The organism is Rossellomorea aquimaris TF-12, assembly GCF_001648555.1.
Taxonomy (GTDB): Bacteria; Bacillota; Bacilli; order Bacillales; family Bacillaceae_B; genus Rossellomorea; species Rossellomorea aquimaris.
This window is the reverse complement of record NZ_LQXM01000002.1, coordinates 128210-152294: the sequence shown is the minus strand read 5'-3', so window position 1 is coordinate 152294 and position 24085 is coordinate 128210. Positions and strand designations below refer to the sequence as shown.

At 36.9% G+C, this 24085-nt stretch carries 25 protein-coding genes and 2 pseudogenes; 1 reads left to right on the top strand and 26 read right to left on the bottom strand.

All coding sequences use genetic code 11. The features are described from left to right. Position 1: 1 nt before the first annotated feature. On the bottom strand, positions 2-340 hold the full coding sequence (locus tag IQI_RS00950; protein WP_064091044.1) for a nucleotide pyrophosphohydrolase: 339 nt from the start codon (positions 338-340) through the stop codon (positions 2-4). A gap of 172 nt (positions 341-512) precedes the next feature. Between IQI_RS00950 and IQI_RS00945 the strand changes: the two genes are divergently transcribed. Further along, positions 513-1382, top strand: coding sequence for a YitT family protein (locus IQI_RS00945; protein WP_064091043.1), 870 nt, complete (start codon positions 513-515; stop codon positions 1380-1382). 83 nt (positions 1383-1465) lie between these two features. Here the strand turns inward: IQI_RS00945 and IQI_RS00940 are convergent, their stop codons facing one another. From IQI_RS00940 to spoIVA, 25 genes and pseudogenes are all read right to left on the bottom strand, one after another. After that, the gene (locus tag IQI_RS00940; protein ID WP_064091042.1) at positions 1466-2146 is read right to left on the bottom strand and encodes a zinc metallopeptidase; all 681 of its coding nucleotides are present in this window, start codon (positions 2144-2146) and stop codon (positions 1466-1468) included. 59 nt (positions 2147-2205) lie between these two features. Then, positions 2206-3000, bottom strand: coding sequence for a sporulation protein YpjB (gene ypjB, locus IQI_RS00935; protein ID WP_064091041.1), 795 nt, complete (start codon positions 2998-3000; stop codon positions 2206-2208). A 68-nt stretch (positions 3001-3068) separates the two neighbouring features. Beyond that, positions 3069-3661: pseudogene (lhaT, locus tag IQI_RS00930) on the bottom strand (lipoprotein heptaprenylglyceryl N-acetyltransferase LhaT). An 82-nt stretch (positions 3662-3743) separates the two neighbouring features. Next, positions 3744-4520, bottom strand: a complete 777-nt coding sequence (locus tag IQI_RS00925) for a menaquinol-cytochrome c reductase cytochrome b/c subunit (RefSeq protein ID WP_064091040.1) — start codon at positions 4518-4520, stop codon at positions 3744-3746. Between the two features lie 41 nt (positions 4521-4561). Beyond that, positions 4562-5236: a menaquinol-cytochrome c reductase cytochrome b subunit gene (gene qcrB, locus IQI_RS00920; protein ID WP_064091039.1), complete on the bottom strand. Its 675-nt coding sequence runs from the start codon at positions 5234-5236 to the stop codon at positions 4562-4564. Between the two features lie 13 nt (positions 5237-5249). Next, positions 5250-5759, bottom strand: coding sequence for a QcrA and Rieske domain-containing protein (locus IQI_RS00915; RefSeq protein WP_064091038.1), 510 nt, complete (start codon positions 5757-5759; stop codon positions 5250-5252). A gap of 140 nt (positions 5760-5899) precedes the next feature. After that, entirely contained in the window at positions 5900-6364 is a 465-nt protein-coding gene (locus tag IQI_RS00910; RefSeq protein WP_064091037.1) for a YpiF family protein, read from the bottom strand. 321 nt (positions 6365-6685) lie between these two features. Next, positions 6686-7224 (bottom strand): annotated as a pseudogene (locus tag IQI_RS00905) (ReoY family proteolytic degradation factor). Between the two features lie 107 nt (positions 7225-7331). Further along, on the bottom strand, positions 7332-8591 hold the full coding sequence (locus IQI_RS00900; RefSeq protein ID WP_064091035.1) for a tetratricopeptide repeat protein: 1260 nt from the start codon (positions 8589-8591) through the stop codon (positions 7332-7334). Positions 8592-8621: 30 nt separating this feature from the next. Next, positions 8622-9521: a hypothetical protein gene (locus IQI_RS00895; protein ID WP_064091034.1), complete on the bottom strand. Its 900-nt coding sequence runs from the start codon at positions 9519-9521 to the stop codon at positions 8622-8624. A gap of 106 nt (positions 9522-9627) precedes the next feature. Beyond that, positions 9628-10920: a 3-phosphoshikimate 1-carboxyvinyltransferase gene (gene aroA, locus IQI_RS00890; RefSeq protein WP_064091033.1), complete on the bottom strand. Its 1293-nt coding sequence runs from the start codon at positions 10918-10920 to the stop codon at positions 9628-9630. A 12-nt stretch (positions 10921-10932) separates the two neighbouring features. Next, positions 10933-12036 (bottom strand): prephenate dehydrogenase, encoded by a 1104-nt coding sequence (locus IQI_RS00885; protein WP_064091032.1) that lies wholly within the window; start codon positions 12034-12036, stop codon positions 10933-10935. Between the two features lie 75 nt (positions 12037-12111). Further along, positions 12112-13215, bottom strand: coding sequence for a histidinol-phosphate transaminase (hisC, locus tag IQI_RS00880; RefSeq protein WP_064091031.1), 1104 nt, complete (start codon positions 13213-13215; stop codon positions 12112-12114). A 59-nt stretch (positions 13216-13274) separates the two neighbouring features. Continuing rightward, positions 13275-13640, bottom strand: a complete 366-nt coding sequence (gene aroH / locus IQI_RS00875) for a chorismate mutase (protein ID WP_064091030.1) — start codon at positions 13638-13640, stop codon at positions 13275-13277. Between the two features lie 63 nt (positions 13641-13703). After that, on the bottom strand, positions 13704-14789 hold the full coding sequence (aroB, locus tag IQI_RS00870; protein ID WP_064091029.1) for a 3-dehydroquinate synthase: 1086 nt from the start codon (positions 14787-14789) through the stop codon (positions 13704-13706). A gap of 4 nt (positions 14790-14793) precedes the next feature. Continuing rightward, positions 14794-15966: a chorismate synthase gene (aroC, locus tag IQI_RS00865; RefSeq protein WP_064091028.1), complete on the bottom strand. Its 1173-nt coding sequence runs from the start codon at positions 15964-15966 to the stop codon at positions 14794-14796. A gap of 495 nt (positions 15967-16461) precedes the next feature. Continuing rightward, positions 16462-17235 carry a CheR family methyltransferase gene (locus tag IQI_RS00860; RefSeq protein ID WP_064091027.1) on the bottom strand — a complete coding sequence of 258 codons (774 nt, stop codon included), beginning with the start codon at positions 17233-17235 and terminating at the stop codon, positions 16462-16464. A 153-nt stretch (positions 17236-17388) separates the two neighbouring features. Further along, positions 17389-17835, bottom strand: coding sequence for a nucleoside-diphosphate kinase (gene ndk, locus IQI_RS00855; protein ID WP_064091026.1), 447 nt, complete (start codon positions 17833-17835; stop codon positions 17389-17391). Between the two features lie 103 nt (positions 17836-17938). Further along, positions 17939-18901 (bottom strand): heptaprenyl diphosphate synthase component II, encoded by a 963-nt coding sequence (gene hepT, locus IQI_RS00850; protein ID WP_064091025.1) that lies wholly within the window; start codon positions 18899-18901, stop codon positions 17939-17941. 24 nt (positions 18902-18925) lie between these two features. Next, positions 18926-19642, bottom strand: a complete 717-nt coding sequence (locus IQI_RS00845) for a demethylmenaquinone methyltransferase (RefSeq protein WP_064091024.1) — start codon at positions 19640-19642, stop codon at positions 18926-18928. A 4-nt stretch (positions 19643-19646) separates the two neighbouring features. After that, positions 19647-20483, bottom strand: coding sequence for a heptaprenyl diphosphate synthase component 1 (locus IQI_RS00840; RefSeq protein WP_064091023.1), 837 nt, complete (start codon positions 20481-20483; stop codon positions 19647-19649). Positions 20484-20736: 253 nt separating this feature from the next. Beyond that, complete coding sequence (gene mtrB / locus IQI_RS00835) at positions 20737-20958, bottom strand: trp RNA-binding attenuation protein MtrB (RefSeq protein ID WP_064091022.1); 222 nt, start codon at positions 20956-20958, stop codon at positions 20737-20739. Between the two features lie 20 nt (positions 20959-20978). Further along, positions 20979-21545 (bottom strand): GTP cyclohydrolase I FolE, encoded by a 567-nt coding sequence (gene folE, locus IQI_RS00830; RefSeq protein WP_064091021.1) that lies wholly within the window; start codon positions 21543-21545, stop codon positions 20979-20981. A 224-nt stretch (positions 21546-21769) separates the two neighbouring features. Continuing rightward, positions 21770-22042: an HU family DNA-binding protein gene (locus IQI_RS00825; RefSeq protein ID WP_034758336.1), complete on the bottom strand. Its 273-nt coding sequence runs from the start codon at positions 22040-22042 to the stop codon at positions 21770-21772. A gap of 558 nt (positions 22043-22600) precedes the next feature. Continuing rightward, positions 22601-24079 (bottom strand): stage IV sporulation protein A, encoded by a 1479-nt coding sequence (gene spoIVA, locus IQI_RS00820; RefSeq protein ID WP_064091020.1) that lies wholly within the window; start codon positions 24077-24079, stop codon positions 22601-22603. Positions 24080-24085: the final 6 nt, after the last annotated feature.

Below are 24085 nucleotides of genomic sequence, written 5' to 3'. Positions count from 1 at the left end.
TTTATTCTCCTCTTTCTATTCTAGTCCATCGATCTTTATCTCTAGTATTAAATTTATTCATCACTCGATTATGGGCTTCTTCTAAGCTTATATCTAAAGAATTCGCTAAGCAAATCACTACAAACAAAACATCACCTAGCTCTTCCTCTATCGTTTTCTCTTTTTCTGTACTTTTTTTAGGTTTTTCCCCATAGTAATGGTTCACTTCTCTTGCAAGTTCACCTAACTCTTCCGTTAATCTTGCCATCATCGCCAGTGGGCTAAAATAGCCTTCTTTAAATTGTCCTATGTATTGATCGACTTCAGCCTGCAATTGCTTCATTGTTTTATCATTATTCATAAGAAGTCACACTCCATCATTATCTTCTATCATGTTAGCTAAATCTATCCACTTTTACAAATATTACGTTCAATCCTACGAGGTATTCTTCACCTTAGATTGCTAGTTTCCCTTTCTTCTTATATAATGTCTCTGACAACAAGGTAATTCAACAAAAAGGAGGGGTTAAAAGATGGTAGAATTAAGATTAAAAAATATATTTTTCATTCTACTGGGTTCAGCCATTTTTGCTTTCGGTTTAGTACATTTTAATATTCAAAATGAACTAGCTGAAGGTGGATTTACAGGTATTACATTAATTCTTTATTTCCTTTTTCATATTGATCCTTCCTATTCAAATCTTGTCCTAAATATTCCTTTATTTATCATCGGATGGAAGTTACTTGGAAAAAGAGCATTTTATTATACTATCATAGGTACAGTTGGTCTATCAGTGTTTCTGTGGATTTTCCAGCGATATCAGATGCAAATAAATCTCGAAGGTGATCTTTTTCTTGCAGCTTTATTCGCTGGCGTGTTTATCGGCATTGGGCTCGGAATTATTTTCAGGTTTGGCGGGACAACTGGTGGAGTCGATATACTTGCTCGACTGGCTCACAAATACATAGGTTGGAGCATGGGAAAAACCATGTTCATGTTTGATGCAATCGTCATTACTGCCTCCCTAATAACATACCTTCAATATCGCGAAGCCATGTATACTTTGGTTGCAGTGTTTGTAGGTGCAAGAGTCATTGATTTCATGCAGGAAGGTGCTTATTCTGCAAGAGGAGCCATGATCATCTCTGAATATCATGAAGATATTGCTCAGAGAATCAATGAAAAAATGGACCGTGGCGTCACTGTATTAAGAGGACACGGATCCTTTACTAAACAAAATCGTGAAGTTCTGTATTGTGTAGTGGGGAAAAATGAGATTGTACGCCTAAAAAACATCATCACTTCAGTTGACCCACATGCATTCGTTTCTGTCACTGTTGTCCACGATGTATTAGGTGAAGGATTCACACTAGACGCAAACAAAAAACCATTGCACGACTAGAAAAGCGGTACCGACCGGTAAGATTTGGTCAGCATAAAAAAAGCTAGACTACTTATTGTAGTCTAGCTTTTTTGTTTAATTCATTAATCGTCACCATTCATACCAGTAAAGATTAATACTAATCGTAGTAATTCAATTACTGCAACGGCTGCAGCAGCTACATACGTCATCGCTGCGGCATTTAACACTTTGCGAGCATGTCTTTCTTCTTCGTTACGAATCAATCCCAGTGATACAATTTGATTCATCGCTCTTGAAGAAGCATTAAACTCAACAGGGAGGGTAATTAACTGGAATACGACTCCAGCTGCCATTAAAATTATACCTAATAGGAACATACCCGTTAATTGAGTAAACATTCCAATCAATAAGAAAACCCACGACATATTTGAACCAATATTCGCTACGGGAACTAATGCGTGACGGAATCGAAGAAAGGCATAACTCTCAGCATCTTGGATTGCGTGTCCGACTTCGTGGGCAGCAACCGCTGCTCCTGCTACTGAGTGTCCGTGATAGTTGTCAGGTGACAGAGCAACCGTTTTTGTTATTGGATTATAGTGGTCACTTAGAAATCCTCTTCCTTCTACTACCTTAACATTGTGTAAACCGTTTTCGTCTAATATTCTTCTAGCCATTTCTCTTCCAGTCATACCGGATGTGGTGGCAACTTTCGAGTATTTCTTAAAGGTACTCTTTACACGCATTTGAGCTCCAATAGGAATAAGAGCAATGAGTAAAAAGTAAATTAAAAATCCTGCCATTATCACAATAACCTCCAGATGTTTAGATACCTAAATTTTATAGTGATATAAATGTTCTGTCAATTTTTTTGACGTTCGGACTTCTTCGCTTCACTTTCTCCTTTATACTTTCTCCAACCTACATAAGATAATGTAGATACAATGATACTTCCAGTGGATATGATCACCCACCAAAGAGATGGATCAGCTTCATCCTCTGTCATATTATTAAACAGCTTCTCCAAATCAGTTTCTAAGGAAGATAGTTCTGCCATAGCTTCCGTGCTTTCTAAAACTTTTTGACGATAATGATCCAAGTAAGAAATTCTGGCATCTAACGCTTGAGCTCTTTCCACAGGAACGTCAAGTTTTATACTTGGCTCAATTATATTATATTTTGATAAAAACACATTTAGTGTTGTATGGTATTTTTCTACATTCCCTTCTTCAACAGCCAGCTTTACGCCACTATAAGCTTCCATTAAAGGATCTTCCATCTCCACCCACAATGGTTGGTATTGACTATACAAAGCATCCATGACGAGACGAAACTTCGTTACTGCATTCACCTTCTGCTCTAGATCACCAGTCGAGTTATTGATACTCTCTAAGGCAAGATTGTGTGAGATCGTAAGAATCCTAAGTTCATCCATTGAAAAGGATTGTTGTGCGTTTACGGTAGTAAATTCATTGGAAAAATCGTTTAAAAGCATTTTAGCTTCTTCAAATCTACCTGCTTTCGTCATTTGTAATGTTAATTCAGCCATTTCATCAAGCTTGTTTAATGGAGACGACGACTCTGCTGCAAATAATGGTTGAGGCATTAAGAATAATAAAAAAAATATTATTGTTACAAAAAAGCGTACTAATTTCATACTTGTCCCCCCTAAAACTACTAATAAAGTTTATGAGTAGTTGGACAAGAGTAGACCAAAATTATTTACTACGATAATGAAATTTGCTTTCTAGTCGTTTTTTGAGTATAAAAGTATGCGATTGCAATTGATATAAGACTGAGCCAAAAGGTAAAGTATCCTATATTCTGTATGTACTCATATAGCCTGGAGTAAACTGGAAACTGCATATAAACATAGTCAATAATGTCATTATGGATTGTCCAAACAGCCCCCACTACTAGATGCCACATCTTAACCTTGTAATAAGAGGAATATAATATTCCTTGTACAGCCATAGCACCATGAGACACCATTAACATATACCCTTCCCACGGGAGATCACCCGATACCCATAATGTTAACAAATTCATGACAACGGCCCAAACTCCATATTTAAATAAAGTGATAATAGCCAAAACTTCAAAAATAGGCCAATTCCGGTTCAATAGAAAGGCAATTAATACAAAGCAAAAAATAGACTAGCAGTTGGGCTGTCAGGAACAAAGATTAAAAATTGTGAAGGAGTATTTCTTAGTTGAGGAAGATACCAGATATACCCGTAAATAGTACCGAGCAAATTCACGAAAAGTAAGAGCCATAAAAATGGTTTATATTTTAAAACAGGAAAAACCCAGTGCATTTTTCTAATCCTCTCTAAAAAGAATATAAATACATTTTTTGTAGAAAAAAAGAGCCAACTTTAGCCGGCTCTTTTTTAACTGTTATTCTGCTTTTAAACCAGAGATAAATTCAGCTAGTTTATCTAACTCTTCATCTGTCCCTTTGAATAAACCAGAAGGCATACCTGGTGGTTTACCATTTTTAGCAATATCTTTAATTGCATCTGGTTCTAACCCAGTTCCAACTAATGATGGAGCTGCAGCTCCCCCTGTCATGTTTTCACCGTGACAAGTAATACAGCTATTCTTTTCATCTGAATAGATTTTATATCCTTCAGATTCTTTATCAATTTCTGCTTCAGCAACAATTTTCCCTTGTTCTTTAGCTGCTTCCCAGTCATGAGTCGCAACAGATTCCCAAGTCAGGAAGTATGTAGCTGCAAGTGCAAGTAACATAAATCCTGTTGCAAATGGACGTTTAGTAGGACGACGTTCAGGTCCTCTATCAATAAATGGAGCCAGAAGAAGTGCTCCAAAAGCAATTCCAGGAATGATAAATGCTCCAATAACGTTGTAAGGTCCAGATGCATATGTGTACTTAAGTAATTGGTATAAGAATAAGAAATACCAGTCAGGCAATGGAATATATCCAGTATCTGTTGGATCGGCGATACGCTCTAACGGAGACGGATGTGCAACCGTTAAGCATAAATAACCGATTAGGAAAACAGCTCCAACTAACCACTCTTTTAATAAGAAGTTTGGCCAGAAGGCTTCTGTTTTACCAGGGAACTCCGAATAATCCTTAGGTATATTCGGCTTTCTGTCTGCCGGAACTCGTGAGTCCCCTACAAACTTCATCCCTTTTCCTCGATGCATAGTGTCCCCCTCCTTTTAATTAGGTTAAATTCAATCGTATCTTATAGTGGTCCAGAAATACCTTGCTTACGGATCATCAAGAAGTGAGCTCCCATTAATCCAAGTAATGCAGCAGGTAAGAAGAATACATGAATAGCGAAGAAACGAGTTAATGTTTGTGCACCAACGATTGTAGCATCTCCAGCTAACAACATCTTCACTTGATCTCCAATAAATGGAGTCGCACCCGCAATTTCAAGACCTACCTTCGTTGCGAATAACGCTTTCATATCCCATGGTAATAGATAACCAGTGAAACCAAGCCCTAACATAACGAAGAAAATAAGTACTCCTACAACCCAGTTTAATTCACGAGGTTTTTTGTATGCACCTTGGAAGAATACACGTAGTGTATGTAAAAACATCATTACGATAACTAAACTAGCCCCCCAGTGATGCATCCCACGGACAATTTGTCCAAATGCTACTTCATTTTGTAAATAATACACAGATTCCCAAGCGTTTTTAATATCTGGAACATAGTACATTGTCAAGAACATACCAGATAAAATTTGAATAACGGTTACGAAGAAAGTTAAACCACCAAAACAGTAGACAAACGCTGAGAAATGATGCGCCGGGTTTACATGTTCAGGTACTTCGTGATCCGCTATGTCGCGCCACAAAGGCGTAATGTCTAAACGCTCGTCAACCCAATCATAGATCTTGTTCAGCACAGATTACGCCCCCTTACTTAACATATTTATTTGGTTCAGGTTGTCCAAGGTATAAAATACCATCTTTTTCTTTTGTTGGATAAGTATCCAACGGTGCTGTCGGTGGAGTTCCCGGTATGTTTTTACCGTTTTTCTTATACAATCCACCATGACAAGGGCAATAGAACTTATCTGGGTTATTTTTGTCTCCCGCCCAGTTTACTGTACATCCAAGATGTTTACATACTGGTGAAAGCGCAACAATGTTCCCTTCTTCATTCTTGTATACCCAAGCAGTTTGTGTTACTTCTGATGTGTACCACGCATCTTTTTGTTCATAAGAAAAATCGACACGAACTGGTTCATTTTTTAGTTCAGAGATTTTTTGCTTAGTTGCTTTAAAATCTCCAGCTGCTTCCGTTTTCAAAACTGGATCGACAGCGAATCGAACCATTGGCATTAGCATTCCTGCTGCCATGAAACCGCCTACACCCGTAAGTGTATAGTTAAGGAATTGACGTCTGGATACACGATGTTTGCTCATCCTTTTCCCCCCTCTATCGTAAGGTAAGTCCATCGGACATATTTCGCACAAATATAAAACTAGGACATAACTATGATATATTAAACTTTAATCAAGGTCAATAACTCTATAATCTAAATGATGGACACAATGTGAAGTTTTTATGAATTTTTTTGCCATTTTTGAACAATCACATTTAAAAGCTGTTTTACCTGGTCTTCCATGATTGAATGCTTATAGTTTTCGTCCAAGTGTTCCAATGGAATTGAAGGTACCCAAATCAAGCTTTCTTCAAGTTGGTTCTCTACCTTTTTCCACTCACTATCTGCTGTTAGAAAGAAGGTATGTTTTACACCACTTTCTTTCAATTCTTTCTCCCATCTAGATAATTCTTCAACCTCTGATTCTCTAGATACTGACATCAAATAAGAATATGGAGGTACAATCATCATTCTTCCTTTGAATTGTCTTTCAAGGTGAAAGGTTAGTAAGGAAATAAATTCAGACTGTGCACCTGAAATTCTAATATTGTTTCCAAAGTCAATAGGGACAACTGGTATTACGGCTGTATCTATGTAAGCTTTTTCTGATTCAAAAACCTCTATGTCTTTAACATTCCAATTCATTTAAAACCCTCACTTTGTTATTCTAGCATTCCTTTCCATCCATCTTATCACTTTCCTGCTTAGGATTAAAAGTTATATTCCTTAATTTGTAGTATACCCCTGTCCTAATTTTGTATGTTGACGTATGTTTTTTAAATAAATTCTCGGTACCTACGATTGAACAATAAATCATGGTTTTTGTTATGGGTCAATTGGATAATTGGGAATCGTATCATGCGACACCCAATTGCAGGCTACCCAGGAGATCAAAGTATAACTAGGTCTCAAGAATAAAAGAATTCAAAAAAAAGCGAAGAGACTTTTTTATCTCTTCACTTGAATTTATTTTAAACTATTCAATTGTTTGGTTAATTTTTAAAGGTTTTTTTATCACCCGAATCAAGGGCATCATCAATAGCTTTCAAAATACGGTCTTTCTGAAATGTTTGTAGACTTTGTCGTAAAAATTGCTCAGCCACAATTCTGTCTTTTTCATTTATTAACAGATATTTCGGCATAAACGGATTTTCTTCAAGAACTGCTGCAAATTGATAACTTGAATTCGCTTTACTAAAATTTAATTGAATGTAGATATCTTCATCTTTATTTAATCGAATATCATGGAATGATTTCTCTGCATCCGTTGTCATAATATTTTCTTTATAAAAACGAAACGGTACATCCTCAACACAATGAGTCGACATGACTAAGCCTCTTGGACAGTATTGGGACTCTTCAACAAAATGAACCTTTTTCATCAATTGATCATGGCTCATCAAGTAATTTAATATCCAGACACATTCTCTTCTCTTTAACTGATATCGGTTTAAAAACCAGCGTATAAATTCTTTCTTCTCGTTGACAGATACAGGGGTGGTCATGGTTTTCCCTCCTCTGCGAAATCCTATTTGATTTAACTTTATTCCAATGACAAACCCATTAGATTGAATAATTATTTACTATCCTTTTCGCTCAAACAAAAAATCGATTAGTCTTGTAATCTTTCAATTAGCTCTTGCCATTCATCATTTGAAGGATCCATTTTAATGAGATGTTTATAAACTTCGATCGCTTCACCTCTAAGTCCTTCCTCTACTAAAAATTGACCGTATTCTATTAAAAACTGTTGCTGATTCTTAAAGTAATTATATGCAATACGGTATTGTTTTAATGCATAATTATATTCTTCAAGACCCTCATAAGCTTTTGCCAGGTCCCAATTCACTTGAGGTTCCTCTTCCCCTTCAACAGTAAGCATCTGAGCAATTTCTAACACATCTTCGTATCGATCTTGCGTAAAAAATAATTTATTAATAAGTAAGGCCGCCTCAACATATCCTGGATCTAGAGCTAAAGCCTCCCTTAGAAACTTCTCTGCTTCCTCTTCTAAACCAAGCTTTAAAGAAATTTTCCCTCCAAAGAGGTTCAATTCCTTGTTAAACTCGTCCTGTTTTACCCCTTCTTGAATAGTTTCAAGGCTTTCTTGTAATTGTTCATCATGCTCATAAGATTTTGCTAACAGCAAATAAACTGAGTGATATTCTGGATCCAGCTCTTTAACAGAAACAAATTTTTCAATTGCCTTTTCATAAAACCCTGCTTGAAAAGCAGTAAATGCATAGCCAAAAAGGGTATTAATTTCTAAGTTTTTTTCGAGAGCTTTTTCATAATGTGTTAACGCCTCTTCAAAGGCTCCCCCTACACTATATGCTTCTGCGAGTCTTTGATGGACATTTGTCCCACCTAATTCAGTTATTCCGTTTTTAATTAGGGTGTCATAATGTCTGATAGCTTCTAAAAACCTGCCCGTTTCCGCATATAATTCACCTAAACCAAAATCAATAACGGGTTCTTCTGGTAAGATTTTTTTGGCTTGTATCAATTTTTGTTCGCTAACTTCAAATAACCCTTGCATTTGATACAAGTCGGCTAATAGTAATAAAGCTCTGGGGTAAGTAGGGTCATCTTCCTCTATGAGAGCAAGATTGTTAATCGCTTCTTCCTCTTGATCCATTTCTACTAATACTTCTGCCACTTCAACCAACAACTCCCCTTCGCCAGGATAGTATTGAAGTAGGTTTTCATATAATTCTTTTGCTTCTTCAAGAAAGCCAAGTTGATGTAATTCTTCAGCTAAACTGAATTTATCTTCATGGGATCCAAACTTTAATACCTGTTCATATTGCTTTTTTGCTTCTTCTAAGTTCCCTTCTTCTAAAGAAGTGATCATTTGTTCACCGTATGACATATACAATTCCTTTCTTTCCTTCGCATAATATTAAATAAAATATCCAGGAGTATGGATGATTATTTCTTCCCCGACTCCAGGATAAAAATATCCTTGATTGAATGAATAAAAACATTTTCCTTTATTCATGGTACATTTTAGCACATGATCTTCATATTTAAACGTAGAGTGCTCTTCATTAGATGAGTTTTCTTTCCTCATATAGAGGTTATAACTTATTTCTCCACCTACGATAAAATTTCCTCTATGAGGATATATCCCAATTTTTTTCAATTGTTCCATAGGAAGTGGAGTCTTTTGTTGGATTTCATCCGAAAAATGTTGAATCCTCTCGTTTTTCATCATTTTTTGCCATATTTTAAGATGCTTCATTTTTAGTTTTTTGTCTATATTTGTCGTAAAAAAGGGGACAAAAGTAATGGGGTAATTATACAAAAGTCCTTTAATCCATCCCCATTTTATTTTTTTCAATTGTTCTATGTTATCTAATGCTACCCAGATAATTGGTATTTTATGATCTTTACAAAGTTTTACCGTGTTTTGAGTGATAAGGTCAGCTGGTACAGAAATACCTAATGTGTAATCAAGGGGACTATTTAGCAAAGAGGTTCGTTTTTCTTTAAGCTTCTCAAGAAACTGGTATTCATATTGAAGTGAAAAAGAGGTGAGAATGGTTGTACAACCTTTTGAAATAAACTCATTTATAAAATAATTTTTTAAGGACGAAAACTCTTGCTTAAGAGGTAACTCCAAATCACACATTACATGAACAGGAGTCATAATAAATGGGTCTACTCTCATTTTCATAAAAGCATAATAGGTAAAGCTGTCCTTCATAGCAGAGATCTTATTGTTTTCAATTAAAATAGATGATTGTACAATTTTAGAATCTTTAACCAAATTTGCTTTATCTATCACAAACGCATTCACTTTAATCACCTTCCTTTATAGACAAGCTATGAAGGAAGGACAGTATAAATGACTGGAAATCATTAAAACGGGAGGTGAATACACCTCCCGTTTTAATGATAATGTATTACTTGCTAATTAAAAGCTGTTCAAGATCTTTAAAGAACTGAGGATATGAGATGTTTATTGCTTCGGCATTTTCTAAATACACATCTGTTTTTGTAATTAAAGATGCAATAGCGAGTGTCATACCAATTCGATGATCTCCCCATGAATGAACATTACCTCCGTTTAAGGAAGTTTTCCCTTCAATGATCATTCCGTCGTCGGTCGCTCTAATGGAAGCACCCAGTTTTTTTAATTCAGCTACGATAGCATCAATCCGGTTTGTTTCTTTCACCTTTAATTCCTCTGCGTTTTTAATGGTTGTTGTTCCAATTGCTTGAGTGGCAAGTAGAGCAATAACCGGAATTTCATCGATTAGCGAAGGAATAAGGTCACCTGCAATTTCAATTCCTTTTAACTCAGAGGTCACTATGTGAATGTCACCTATTGGTTCACCTTGTTTCGAATGTTCCAATACTTCAATCGTTGCTCCCATTTTCTCCAAAACTTCAATGATCCCTATTCTTGTTTCATTTAATCCTACGTTTTTAAGAATTACATTGCTGCCTGGTACGATGGCTGCTGCAACCATAAAAAATGCTGCCGAAGAAATATCTCCAGGAACAAACACTTCCGTTCCCTTTAGACTTTGACCGCCTAATACTTTTATCGTCTTCTCTTCTCTCTCAACACTTCCACCAAACTCAACGATCATTTTCTCTGTATGGTTTCTTGTTTTTTGAGGCTCAATAATTTCTGTACGCCCCTCAGCCTGTAATCCCGCTAAAACAATGGCAGATTTCACCTGTGCACTCGCTATTGGAAGCTCGTACTGTATTCCTTTTAGACTTCCCCCACGTATAGTTAACGGAGTAAAGTCCCCTCCATTACGTCCGTCGATATGAGTTCCAAATAGCTTTAAAGGATCCGTCACTCTTTTCATAGGACGACGGGCTATGGATTCATCTCCAATCAGAACCGAATGAAAGGGTCTGCCTGCTAAAATACCCATGATCAAACGCGTTGTTGTTCCGGAATTCCCCACATCAAGTATTTCCTTCGGCTCTATTAGACCACTCCAGCCTTTCCCGTTAATAATAACTTCATCTTCCATTAGAGAAATGTCGACCCCCAACTTTCGAAAACATGAAATTGTACTTAGACAATCTTCCCCCATTAGGAAATTATGTATCGTTGTCTTTCCTTCTGCAATGGAACCGAACATCACTGCACGGTGGGAAATCGATTTATCACCAGGGACATGTAATTCGCCATTGAGCCCGTTTTTAGGCTTTGCTAATCTTCTATCTGCCATCCTTTTCACCCTCTACCCTAAGAATAATTCATAATTTGTATTTGTCTTCAAGCACTCTATCGCTTGTTCTCTATCCTCAAATGTTTGAAAACTAATGACAAGAACTCCATATAGATCTTCTCTTGTTTCTAAAATTCTAATATTGGTCAAGCTTATTTTTTCTTGCGCAAGGTAAGCAGTAACTTCCGAAATAACACCAGGATAATCAGGAACATCAACAAATAAATCATAAAAAGACGGAATCGCACCTTTAGATAATATAGGAAGGTCATCTCGAAAACGCTTTGCTTCACTAAAATATTCAAATATTTTATGTGTATTGTTGTCTTCGATCATTGAAATTACTTTTTCCATTTCAACTTTCCATTGCCCTAAAATGTTTAATAGGACAGAGCGATTTTGGATTGTGATGTCTTTCCACATGGTTGGATTTGAGGATGCAATTCGTGTAATATCACGAAATCCTCCAGCTGCAAGCCTTCGAATATACGGGTGTTCTTCGGAAGACTCCTTAGCTTGATGTACAAGAGAAGCTGCTATGATATGTGGGAAGTGACTGATGGTTCCTGTTATTTCATCATGCTCTCGTGGATCTACCAATATGAATTTAGCCTTTGTTCCCTTTAACCAATTCATAAGAGCATTAACGTTTTCTTCGCTTGCGTTATTACTAGGTGTTAATAAATAAAATGCATTCTCAAAAAGAATTTGTTTACTAGCTGTCACTCCACTCTTATGAGAACCGGCCATAGGATGCCCACCAATAAAAAATAGACCCTTTTCGGTTAAAATGCTGGATGCATTCATGATTTGTTCCTTTGTGCTTCCTGTGTCTGTAATGATTGCATCTTTTTTAAGAGTAAACCCTTGAAGCTGTTTTACTATATTTTCCGTTTGAAAAACGGGTGTTGAAATAATGATAAGATCAGCTTGTTCTGCTGCATGCTGTAATGAGATGGACATTTCATCAATAACACCCATTGTTTTCGCTAACCTTAATTCTTTATGATTGATGTCATGCCCGATGATTTTCGAGTTTGGGTGTTCACCTTTTATACAAAGAGCTAATGATCCTCCTATTAACCCCATGCCGACTACTAAAACAGTTCCTTCCATTTTCCTCCACCTCGTGTAGTTTGAAAAAAGTCGGAAAGGGTTCACGACGTGATTCCCTTCCGACTACTTCCTAAGTCATTTTGTTTTTTTTAACTCTTTAAGAAACTCTTTCATTTTTTCTATTACTTCCTCGTTTTGTTCTTGGGATCCCACAGTTACTCTAACAGAGTTCGGATATCCTAGAGCCTGTCCAGACCTTACAATAAAACCTTTACTCATTAGAAATGTAAATACCTCATCACCATTAACACCAAAGTCAATGAGTATAAAATTTGCTTGTGATGGAATGTAGTGCAATTGATTCTCTTCACAAAAACGATAGTACTGATTAAGCCCCTCTCGATTCTGCTCACTACATTCTTTGATAAATGCTTGATCTTCAATAGCCGACGCAGCAGCACCTTGACCTAAAGAATTATTATTAAATGGTTCGCGTATAGGCTCAAGCTTACTTATTACTTCATGGCTTCCGATTCCATATCCTACCCTGAAGCCTGCTAGACCATAGGCCTTTGAAAAAGTTCTAGTAATTAGTAGTTGAGGATAAGACTTTAGTAATTCTAATGAATCATAATAATCTTCAGCCACGACATATTCAAAATAGGCTTCATCTAATACAACCAACACGTGAGGAGGAACAGAATTAAGGAATGAAACTAACTCATTGTGTCGAATATATTCACCAGTTGGATTGTTCGGAGAGCAGAGCCATACAACCGATGTAGAGTCATCTATCTCTTTCAGCATTCTGCCTAACTGATGTTTTCCTTTTAAGTCAAGTGGTACTTCTCTAACTTCTGCCCCTTCTACAATTGCGTTATGTTTATATTGTGGAAATGTCGGTGTTGCCATTACTGTATTATTACCACTATCCAGTAGAGCCCTAGCGATCATTTCTATTACTTCATCGGAACCATTTCCGAATATTAATTGAGTTGGTTCAACTGAAAGATGCTCCGCTACTTTTAATCGTAAATCCTTAGCATATCCATCAGGATAGATTGCTTGAGATAAAGCTGTTTCTTGTAAGTACTTTTGTACATTTGCTGAACACCCAAAGGGATTTTCATTTGAAGCTAGCTTCACCACTTTCTCAAGCTTATAAAGCTTTTGTACATCCTCCATAGTTTTTCCGGGTTGATATGCTTTAAGAGATTCGATCTGGGGTTTCCACTTCATCATAAAACTTCCTTTCAATCATCTTTCATAAGAAGGTTATTTAACACAATGGAAAAATGTTACTCTTCTTTTAAGTCAGGCCTTAGGCTAATGGCCCTTTTCATATAAATATGTTGAATTTCCCGTTGGGGTGTTGACGTATTATAATGAATCATAATTCTAATACAACGAGATAAACCATTAGGTACATCGAGCTCTTGCATACACATTACAGGAACATACTTCCATTCATCAAATTTCCGTAATGCCTTAGCAGGAAAAGAACTGGTTAAATCATTCGTAGCCGAGATAAATACAGAAGCTACTTCCTCTGCTTTGATTTTATTATGTAAAATCATTTCTTTAAGAAGCTCATTAGTTGAATGGAGAATTTCTTTTTCACTATCCACATCTACTGTGGTTGCACCACGAATTCCCCTAATCATTCTACTCACACTCCTTTTTTATTCCTTGCACTTGCAACTCTATTCTTCTCAGAGCCTTTAAGATTATGTTATTTGTCTAATAAATCCATCCGCCTTAATCAGATCTTCCTTCGAAACCTTGACCATCTCAGGTTCACCAATACTTCTCAATAAGACAAATACAGGCACCCCGTCTTGAGACTTCTTATCATGCTGCATTCCTTGGTAGAGAACCTCAAAAGAGATTGAATCTGGAACTTTTAAATCATAACCAATCGACTTGATCCAAGTAATAAAGGTGCTCAGATTAAAGGATAGATTATAATAGATCTTACTTAAGTATAAAGCATAAATCATTCCGATCATGACTGATTCACCATGAGTCCTATTTCCATAGCCACTTGAGCTTTCAACAGCATGTCCGTACGTATGGCCAAAGTTCAAAAAGGCACGAATATTTGATTCTCTTTCATCCTTGGATACAATATCTCCTTTCACCTCTATGCCCTTAACTAAACAGTCAATAAGAAATTTCTTGTCTAGATTATTCACAGAATGAAACGAGCTCATGATCTCTTCTAAAAATGATGAACTTGATAGAAAAGCGTGTTTAATCACCTCTGCAAAGCCAGATAAAACTTCTTTTTCCGGAAGGGTTTTAAAATAATTCAAATCAAAAAACACACCTTCAGGCTGATAAAACTGGCCCACCATATTTTTCCCTAAAGGGTGATTGATCGCTACTTTTCCTCCAACAGCACTATCATGAGCCAATATTGTGGTTGGTACTCCAATAAAGGGTATCCCTCTCATGTACGTGGATGCTACGAATCCAGCAAGGTCACCAATCGCTCCTCCTCCAAACGCTAATACAAGTGAGTGACGATCTACTTTATGTTCTAAGCCATGGGTAATTGCCTCTTCATAAACACGAAAGCTTTTGGCGTATTCACCTTTAGGAGCTTTGTAAATGGTCAATTTAAAAAAATCTTTTAAAGTTACTGCAAGAGAGGTTCCATGAAGTGTAAACACTTCTTCATCTGCAATAATCCACACGTTGGATACTTTCGGAAAACGTTTCTTAATGAACATCACGATTTCATTCGTCATTTCTTCCCCAATCTTCACAGGGTAAGTCTTGGAAGGAGTTTGAATGGTCACCTGTTTCATATCATTAAAACTCCTTTGAGTCTTGACGTTGAATATCAATTGCTTCCTTTAGTTTTTCAAATTGATCGCTATGAAATTGCTCCACCAAAGCCGATGCAAGTTCCCAAGCAACCACAGCTTCTGCTACAACACTAGCTGAAGGAACAGCGCAGCTATCAGATCTTTCAATACTCGCTTTAAAAGGCTCCTTCGTTTCGATATCAACGCTCTGTAAAGGTTTATAAAGGGTTGGGATAGGCTTCATGACTCCTTTGACATGGATTGGCATTCCAGTCGTCATTCCACCTTCGAAGCCGCCTAATCGATTCGTCTTGCGGAAGTAGCCTTCCTCTTCACTCCACGCTATTTCGTCATGAACTTCACTTCCAGGTTTTCGAGCCATTTCAAACCCCAGACCAAATTCGACACCCTTAAAAGCATTTATACTCATCACTGCCATGGCAATCTTTGCATCAAGCTTACGGTCATAGTGAACATAACTGCCAACACCAGGAGGCATCCCCTCGACAATAACTTCTACTACTCCTCCAATAGAATCTCCATTCGACTTTGCTTCATCTATTAAGTTCATCATACGCTGAGCCGCATCTTCATCAAGACACCGAACGGGAGATTCTTCTGTATTCTTTTTCAGCTGGTCAACAGAATCATATTGTACTTTCTCTGCTTTAATACCACCGATTTCTAGCACATGTCCAACGACATCAATTCCAAGAAGCTTTAATAATTTCTTTGCCACTGCACCTGCTGCTACCCTTACGGTTGTTTCTCTTGCAGAAGACCTTTCCAAAACATTTCTAAGGTCCCTATGTCCGTATTTCATTCCACCAACCAAGTCAGCATGACCTGGTCTCGGCCTAGAGATTTTTCTCTTTACCTCTTCTGCTTCACCCAGTTCTAAAGGTTCAATTCCCATTACCTTTGTCCAATGAGTCCAATCCTTATTCTCTACAACCAATCCAAGTGGAGAGCCTAGAGTATATCCATGTCTGACCCCGCCTACGATTTGGGCACGGTCTTTTTCTATTTGCATTCTTCGGCCACGGCCATAACCTTTCTGTCTTCTTGCTAAATCTTCATTTATATCCTCAGACTCTAATGGCATTCCCGCCGGTAAGCCTTCAATAATTGTCGTTAATTGTAGTCCATGTGATTCACCTGATGTTAAGTATCTCATTTACTTTCCCCCTTCAACTCGTTAAAGAATTATGTATCAATATAACATAGAAATTACATTTTTTCATAGTACCTGAATTTAAAAATTTTGAAGATACTAACTCTTTTTTCGGATTTTAAAAAAATGCTGTTCATACACCTTTTTAACTAATGACTGTTTTCGTAAAGATTGTTGCTATTTTAGATGAGAAAGTGATGGTTGATTGCAGCGAAAATCAGCTTTCTAACCATTAGTTACTAAATATAGACTAATATAAATACCTTTCAAGTGAAGAAACCTGCATTTTTCAATTGTGGAGTGATCGATTTTATCTTGTATAGTAGAATTACTTTTGCTTTTTGTTTTTATTTAGCTCTGTCACTTTTATCCTTATAGATGGTGGACAGAATTTTCAAAAGACAGGTTATTGAACAACAATCTTTGCGGGAACAGCCAAACTAAAAAAACGATGGGTAGCAAAGTGTATTTGCGATTGACCCCCATCGTTTTTAGACATTATATTTTTTTATAAAAAAACGTATCTTCTGTTTCAAACCCATATTGACCCGGATTAAAGATTTGCTCTGTACTCCCTACAAAAAACACTCCATCTTTTTTTAAAGAAGAATTAAATTTTTTATAAAGCAAATCCTTTGCCTCTTCAGTAAAATAAATCAATACATTCCGGCAAACAATCAAGTCGAAGTTATCTTCAAACCGATCAGCTAATAAATTTTGATTTTTAAAGGTAACAGTTCTTTTCACTTCTTCTGTCACCCTAAATAATGAACCTTCTTGAGAGAAAAATTTTTCTTTCATATCAATTGGTACTTCATTTAAGGAGCGTTCAGGGTAAACACCATTTTTCGCTCGCTGAATTGCATTTCTATCAATATCCGTTGCAAGAATTGAAATTTGAGACGAAGGTATGTATTTCGATAACATCATGGCTAAGGTATAAGGTTCTTCACCTGTTGAGCAAGCAGCACTCCAAACTTTAAGGGTTCTGTTTCCTTTTAAAAGCCTAGGTAGTATTTTCTCTTCTAAAACCTGCCACCTCTTATAATTTCTATAAAACTCAGAAACATTAATTGTCATCCGATCTAGAAACCCTTCCATCTCTTCAGCATCTTGGTTAATAAACTTAAGAAATTCTTGAAAACTCCCGTAGCCTTTCTTTTCATATAAAGCTGTTAGTCTTCGCTTCATTTGTGCCTCTTTGTATAGAGACAAATCAATTCCTGTTTTTCTTTTTATTCCATCAATAAAATCCAGATAATCCTTTGACATGGTATCCACTCTCTCTGCATATGAAACGGTTTATATGTTTATATTGAATATATCGAACAAAGGCTGAAATTGTTAAATGAAAATTAGTTTATTATACAAAAAAGACAAGTCGATTTTGTCGACTTGCCTTCTTTTTCATATTATAAGGATGGATTAGTAAATCCACTCATTCATTAATTTAGAATATTCAACAAGCTCTTCTTCTTTGAAGAATAAGCCAATTTCTCTAACAGCGCTTTCAGAAGAATCCGAACCGTGAATAATATTTTTCCCTACTGTTAAACCAAAGTCCCCACGGATTGTCCCAGTAGCAGCGTCCTTAGGATTTGTTGCTCCCATCATTCCACGTGCTGTTGAGATAACATTTTCACCTTGCCAAACCATTGCAAATACAGGACCAGAAGTAATAAAGTCAACTAGTTCTCCAAAGAATGGTCTCTCTTTGTGCTCACCATAATGCTCTTCTGCAAGCTCAGTAGAAATACTCATAAGCTTAGCTCCAACTAATTGAAAGCCCTTTTTTTCAAAACGTGATACAACATCACCGATTAACCCTCTTTGTACTCCGTCTGGCTTTACCATTAAAAAAGTCTTTTCCATCTTCCCCACTCCTAATTATGTATGTATAGTCTGTCCGAGGACGTCCCACGAAAAATAGTAACACTGATTAGGGATTTTGGCAACGTTTCCATTTTAAATTTTCTTAATATTTTCTTTTTCCAATAAAGTTTGCAATATTCTTTAACGTTTTCTTCACACGGTTATAAGGAAGAGCATCCAAGTCTTTCAATGCCCGATCTAAATAAAGCTTACTAATACGGTGAGAACGTTCTATTGCATCTGAAGCAACAATAGCAGATATAATGGATTTCATTTCGTCTGAAGAAGTATGTTCTGTGACCCTTTCAATTTTCTTCTTTAATTCCGAATCCTCCATAGCATAAAGAATCGGAAGGGTTATGTTCCCTTGCCACAAGTCACTTCCAGCAGGCTTACCCAGCTCTTCTTCGCTTGCTGTGAGATCCAATATATCATCGGTAATCTGAAAGCTCATTCCAACATTATAGCCGAATCTAAATAATCGTTTATGTACTTCTTCAGTGGCCCCAGCAGCAATGGCACCAAGCTGACAGCTAACAGCAATAAGTAAAGCCGTTTTGCGCTTAATTCTTAACAGATAGTCACGTAAATTTTGATCAAAACGATACTTATCTTTAATTTGTGCAATTTCACCCTTACAAACCTCTACAATCGTTTGGGACAAAATTTGATGGGCTTCAGGTGCTTTAACAATTGTCATATACTCAAGAGCTCTTGCAAATATATAATCACCTGTATACATAGCAATCCGGTTATCCCACTGGGCTTTAATTGTTGGTTTCCCTCTTCTTAACTCAGCATCATCAATTACATCATCATGAACAAGGGATGCCATATGAATGAGCTCGAGTGCAACAGCAACATTTTTCACACTATTGATATCATATTGTCCAAATTTTGCTGAAAGCAGGACAAACACAGGACGAATTCTTTTTCCCCCTGCTTGCAGAAGATGAAGGGACGCCTCTTGAAGAAGTTGGGATTCAGATTCGATTGCAACTTCCAGTTCCTTTTCAATTTCATCTATATCCGTCTTCAGAAACGAATACATTCTGTTTAGCTTCATAGTTTTTCCACCTAGTTTACTAATTTACGATTTACTTGCTTTTTTATAACCTGCATGCATGGCAGCGACCCCACCACTGTATGGTTTCACATGTATATCCTTGAAGCCTGCTTCTTCAAACATGTTGGCTAATTCTTTCATACCTGGGAAGTCTCTTGCTGACTCTTGTAGCCAAGAATACTCTGAGAAGCTCTTAGCGAACACTCTTCCAAATATAGGCATAACAAAGCGGAAATACATATAGTAAAGCTGTCTGAAACCAACCATTGTTGGCTGAGAAGTTTCAAGACAAACAGCCATACCGCCAGGTTTTAATACCCGGTTCATTTCTTTTAAGACATGCAGATAGTCCGGAACATTACGTAAACCGAATCCGATCGTTACATAATCAAACGTATTATCCTCAAAGGGTAACTCCATGGCATTCCCATGAATGAGCTCAATATTATTCAAGGGGGATTCTTTTACTTTCTCTTTTCCGATAGAAAGCATATTTTGGCTGAAATCCAAGCCAAACACTTTGCCAGTGTCCCCAACTTCCTCACCAATGGCCAGAGTCCAATCAGCAGTCCCACAACAAACATCTAATGCATCAGATCCTTGGCGGACATCCATATACTTCATTGTCTCTTTTCGCCATTTCTTATGCTGTTGGAAGCTAATGACCGAGTTCATTTTATCATAATTAGAATATATTTTTTCAAAAACACCGTGTACTCTTTGTTCTTTTGACTCGTTCATTCTTTTACCCTTCTTCCGCATATAGTTTCGTCAATGGTTGTAGATTAGCATATGGCAGTAACTCCACTATAAACTTTTTAAAATATGGTGAAAGTGGTTCTTTATTTTCCAAATGTGAATGGATGGTCTTTTTTGTTTTTTCAATTAACTCATCAATGGTCGTTTCTAAGAGTTGGTACTCCTCGTTCGTATTCGTTAAGGGGGTAGATTGACTCTTGGATGAATGCAGCATTAACGACGATAAAGCTTTTAAAAAGGTAGTATCTTGATTCCTTTGTAAGCCATCTCGCTCTTGAACAAGCTTTTTATAAAGGAGTGCTTGCTCTACAACCTCAACCCAATTGTCCTCATGAAAAAAGGAAAAAAAGTTAGAGACGATTGCTGACTCTCTTGTTTTTAAACTAAACAATAATTCATCAAGATTCTTATATTCTTCTTTATATATAGATATTTTGCTTTCATTAATTTCTTTAATGGCTCTAGCCAGTGTAGAAATGAGGTCAACATCATCTGTATCTGCAAGAATTTTATAATAAAGACTACTAAAGTACACTCCGGCAAGAACAGTGAGTTGTCTTTCTTTTAATGAATCATGTTGAGATAGTGTAACCTTCTCATGGGTATCAAGGGCTATCTGCAATAACATAGCAGTAGAAATCCACTGTACAATTTCTTTATTGAAGGTCCGTCCCTCATTCATAAATGGAAGGAGTAAAAAAAATATACGATCACGGTCGATGGTCGGTTGATCGATATACTCCTTTAAGTACGAGTGGTGTAGCTGCTCATCTATGTATTGATGAATGATATTCGCTTGATGGTTACAATCAATGAATTTCATACCCTTTTATCCCCATTTCTACTATGTATCAGTCTAAAAATTTCAGCATTAGATATTATACCATAAAAAGTGCTTTTATAGGGAATCAGTCTTTCCCTGGGTCTTTACATCTTGTTCTGACGATATGGGAGGAACGACCATCTACGAAGATTGATTTAGAGGAGGTATTACCGGGTCTCTCTTGTCATCTGAATTGATAACAAAGGGGACGACTAGGAAGAATCATCTTCATTGTCTACCCCTCATCCTGTAATCATTTCTTGTTTTCGCTTTCAACCTCACCGTAACTAGTCATGATTGTCGCTTTACCTCTTACTTTGATGGCAGAAGTATGATCAGTAAATTGCGCAATCATCACTTCCCCTTTATCAAGCTTTTCAGAGTGATGGAATCGTGTGTCTGTACCTCTCGTTAATCCGATTACGTTCACACCATCTTCAGTCGCTTTTATGACCACATATTCATTTGAATTCATCTTCGATCACTCCTACTTTCTTAATTCTTTATGAAAGAAAGAACTTCGTTTCGAGCTTGAGAGTCCTCTTTAAATGTTCCTCTTACGGAAGTTGTTATCGTACTTGACCCTGGCTTCTTCACGCCTCTCATGGTCATGCACATATGTTCAGCTTCCACTACTACCATCACACCATAAGGTTCCAATGTCTCCATGATAGAATCAGCAACTGTTGAAGTAATTCTTTCTTGAAGCTGCGGTCTTTTCGCAACAGACTCTACTGCTCTTGCAAGTTTACTTAGACCTGTAACCCTTCCGTTACGTGGAATATATGCTACGTGTGCCTTTCCGTAAAAAGGAACGAGATGATGCTCACACATGGAGTAAAAAGGAATATCCTTTACAAGTACCAACTCTTCATGATCTTCACTAAATATAGTTTCAAAGTATTCTTTCGGATCATGATCCAACCCTGAAAATACCTCTGCATACATTTTCGCAACTCGTTTTGGAGTATCTAATAAACCTTCTCTATTAGGATTTTCTCCAATTGCCTCTAAAATTAACCGAACTGCTTCCTCTAATTGGGCATGATTGACTTCTGCCATTATGTTGTCCTCCTAAAATAACTTAAAGAAATAGTAACATTGTTAATATTAGCATAAGCCTATAAAGTCATCAAAGACTAGTGCTTTAGAAGTTTAGAAAATATAAAGATCCGATAAAAATCACAAATTTTTTACATAAAATAAAGCTGGCTCAACCATACTATAAAAAAGAAAAAAAGGCCGCATCTTCATGCGACCTTTCTTACGCTCATCAAAGTATGTAATTATTTTACAGCTTCTTTAAGCGCTTTACCTGGTTTGAAAGCAGGTACTTTGCTAGCTGAGATTTCGATTTCTTCTCCAGTTTGTGGGTTGCGACCTTTACGGGCTGCACGCTCACGTACTTCAAAGTTACCGAATCCAATTAATTGTACTTTATCACCGTTTGCAAGTGAGTTTTGAATTGTATCAAAAACAGCGTCAACCGCTTTTGTAGCGTCCTTCTTAGATAACTCAGCAGCTTCTGCAACAGCATTAATTAGTTCTGTCTTGTTCATGCCATTCACCTCCTCCCAAGGAAATGTCTCAGTCATGATTCATTTACTTTATTATCATTAGTAAACAACTTTAGCGGATTCTATACATTATGTAAAGAAAAATCGCTTGAAAACGTTGTTGAATCAATAATCAACAACAATTCTGTTAAAAGATTATCACAATAGATTGTCCTTAGCAACAATTATTCAAGAAATAATGGGAATCTTTTCTTATTTACGATAAAAATTGACTAAATTCACCTTATTTTCATGATTTTCACCTTAAATACAATCTATCACTTTATCACCGATCCTACAAAAAAAGCATCATTTTATTTAACAGTTACTCTACCTTACTTCCCAAACATACATTTCCCTAAACATTTTTTCTAGATAATATTTAAAGAAATCTCCAACATTGAGTCAATTTAACGGCATCTTTACTATTACCCTGTATAGTAGAAATACTTTTTATGGGCCTCTGTAAATTAGAGTAGCTTGAGGATGCACCCTCTCAAAAGGGATGGGAAACACAAAAAGACTCCCTGTGAGGAGAGTCTTTTTGTGTTTCTTGTTATCTTATAAGATAATGGCGATTAATCCACCAGAACCTTCATTAATGATTCTTTCTAACGTATCTTTCAACTTATATCTAGCATTCTCCGGCATTAATGATAACTTTGCCTGTATGCCTTCTCTAACAATTGAGCTTAAGCTTCGGCCGAATATATCTGAATTCCAAATGGATAGTGGGTCATCTTCGAAATCTTGCATTAAATAGCGAACCAGCTCTTCACTTTGTTTTTCAGTACCTATGATCGGTTCAAATTTTGATTGTACATCTACCTTTATCATGTGAATAGAAGGAGCTACAGCTTTTAAACTGACCCCAAATCTTGCTCCTTGTCTTATGATTTCAGGTTCATCTAAGCTCATATCATTAAGTGACGGTGCGGCAATACCATAACCCGTTTGCTTAACCATTCTTAGAGCATCAGAGATTTGGTCATATTCAGCCTTGGCATGAGCAAAGTCTTGCATTAATTCTAATAAGTGATCTTTCCCACGAATTTCTACCCCTACAATCTCTTTTAATACTTCATCGTATAGTTCATCCGGAGCATATAAATCAATTTCTGCTATACCTTGCCCCATATCAATTCCTGCCAGTCCTGCCCTTTCGATGTGATCAAACTCACTAAAGTAATGTACAACTCGATCGACATCTCTTAATCGTTTAATATCCTTTACTGTTTCCTTCACTGCTTCTTGATAATTTTGACGTAACCAATGCTCTTCTTTCAGCACCATAACCCAACTAGGAAGGTTTACATTCACTTCCAGCACCGGGAATTCAAATAATGCTTCTCGAAGTACATTTAATACATCTGAATCTCTCATACTTTCAACACTCATAGCAAGAACAGGAATATCATATTTATCCTGGAGCTTCACTCTTAGGTCTTCCGTTTCAGGGGCATGGGGCCTAGCTGAGTTAATCACCATAATAAATGGTTTTCCTACTTCTTTTAACTCTTCAATTACACGTTCTTCTGCCTGAATATAGTCTCCTCTTCCGATTTCCCCAATAGAACCATCAGTGGTCACGACTACACCAATCGTAGAGTGTTCCTGGATAACTTTTCGAGTACCAATTTCAGCTGCCTCGTGAAACGGTATAGGCTCTTCGTACCAAGGTGTATTAATCATTCTAGGACCATTCTCATCCTCATATCCTTTAGCTCCTGGTACAGTATAACCTACACAGTCCACCAATCTCACATTAACCTCTAGGCCTTCATCTACATGAACTGAGATGGCTTGATTCGGTACAAACTTTGGTTCTGTTGTCATAATGGTTCTTCCAGCTGCACTCTGAGGAAGCTCATCCTGTGCTCTAGCTCTCTCTGACTCACTAGCAATATTAGGAAGGACTACTAATTCCATGAACTTTTTTATGAAAGTAGATTTCCCCGTTCGTACTGCTCCTACCACACCTAAATAGATATCTCCGCCAGTTCTTTCGGCAATGTCCTTAAATAGATCGACTCTTTCCAAGAGATT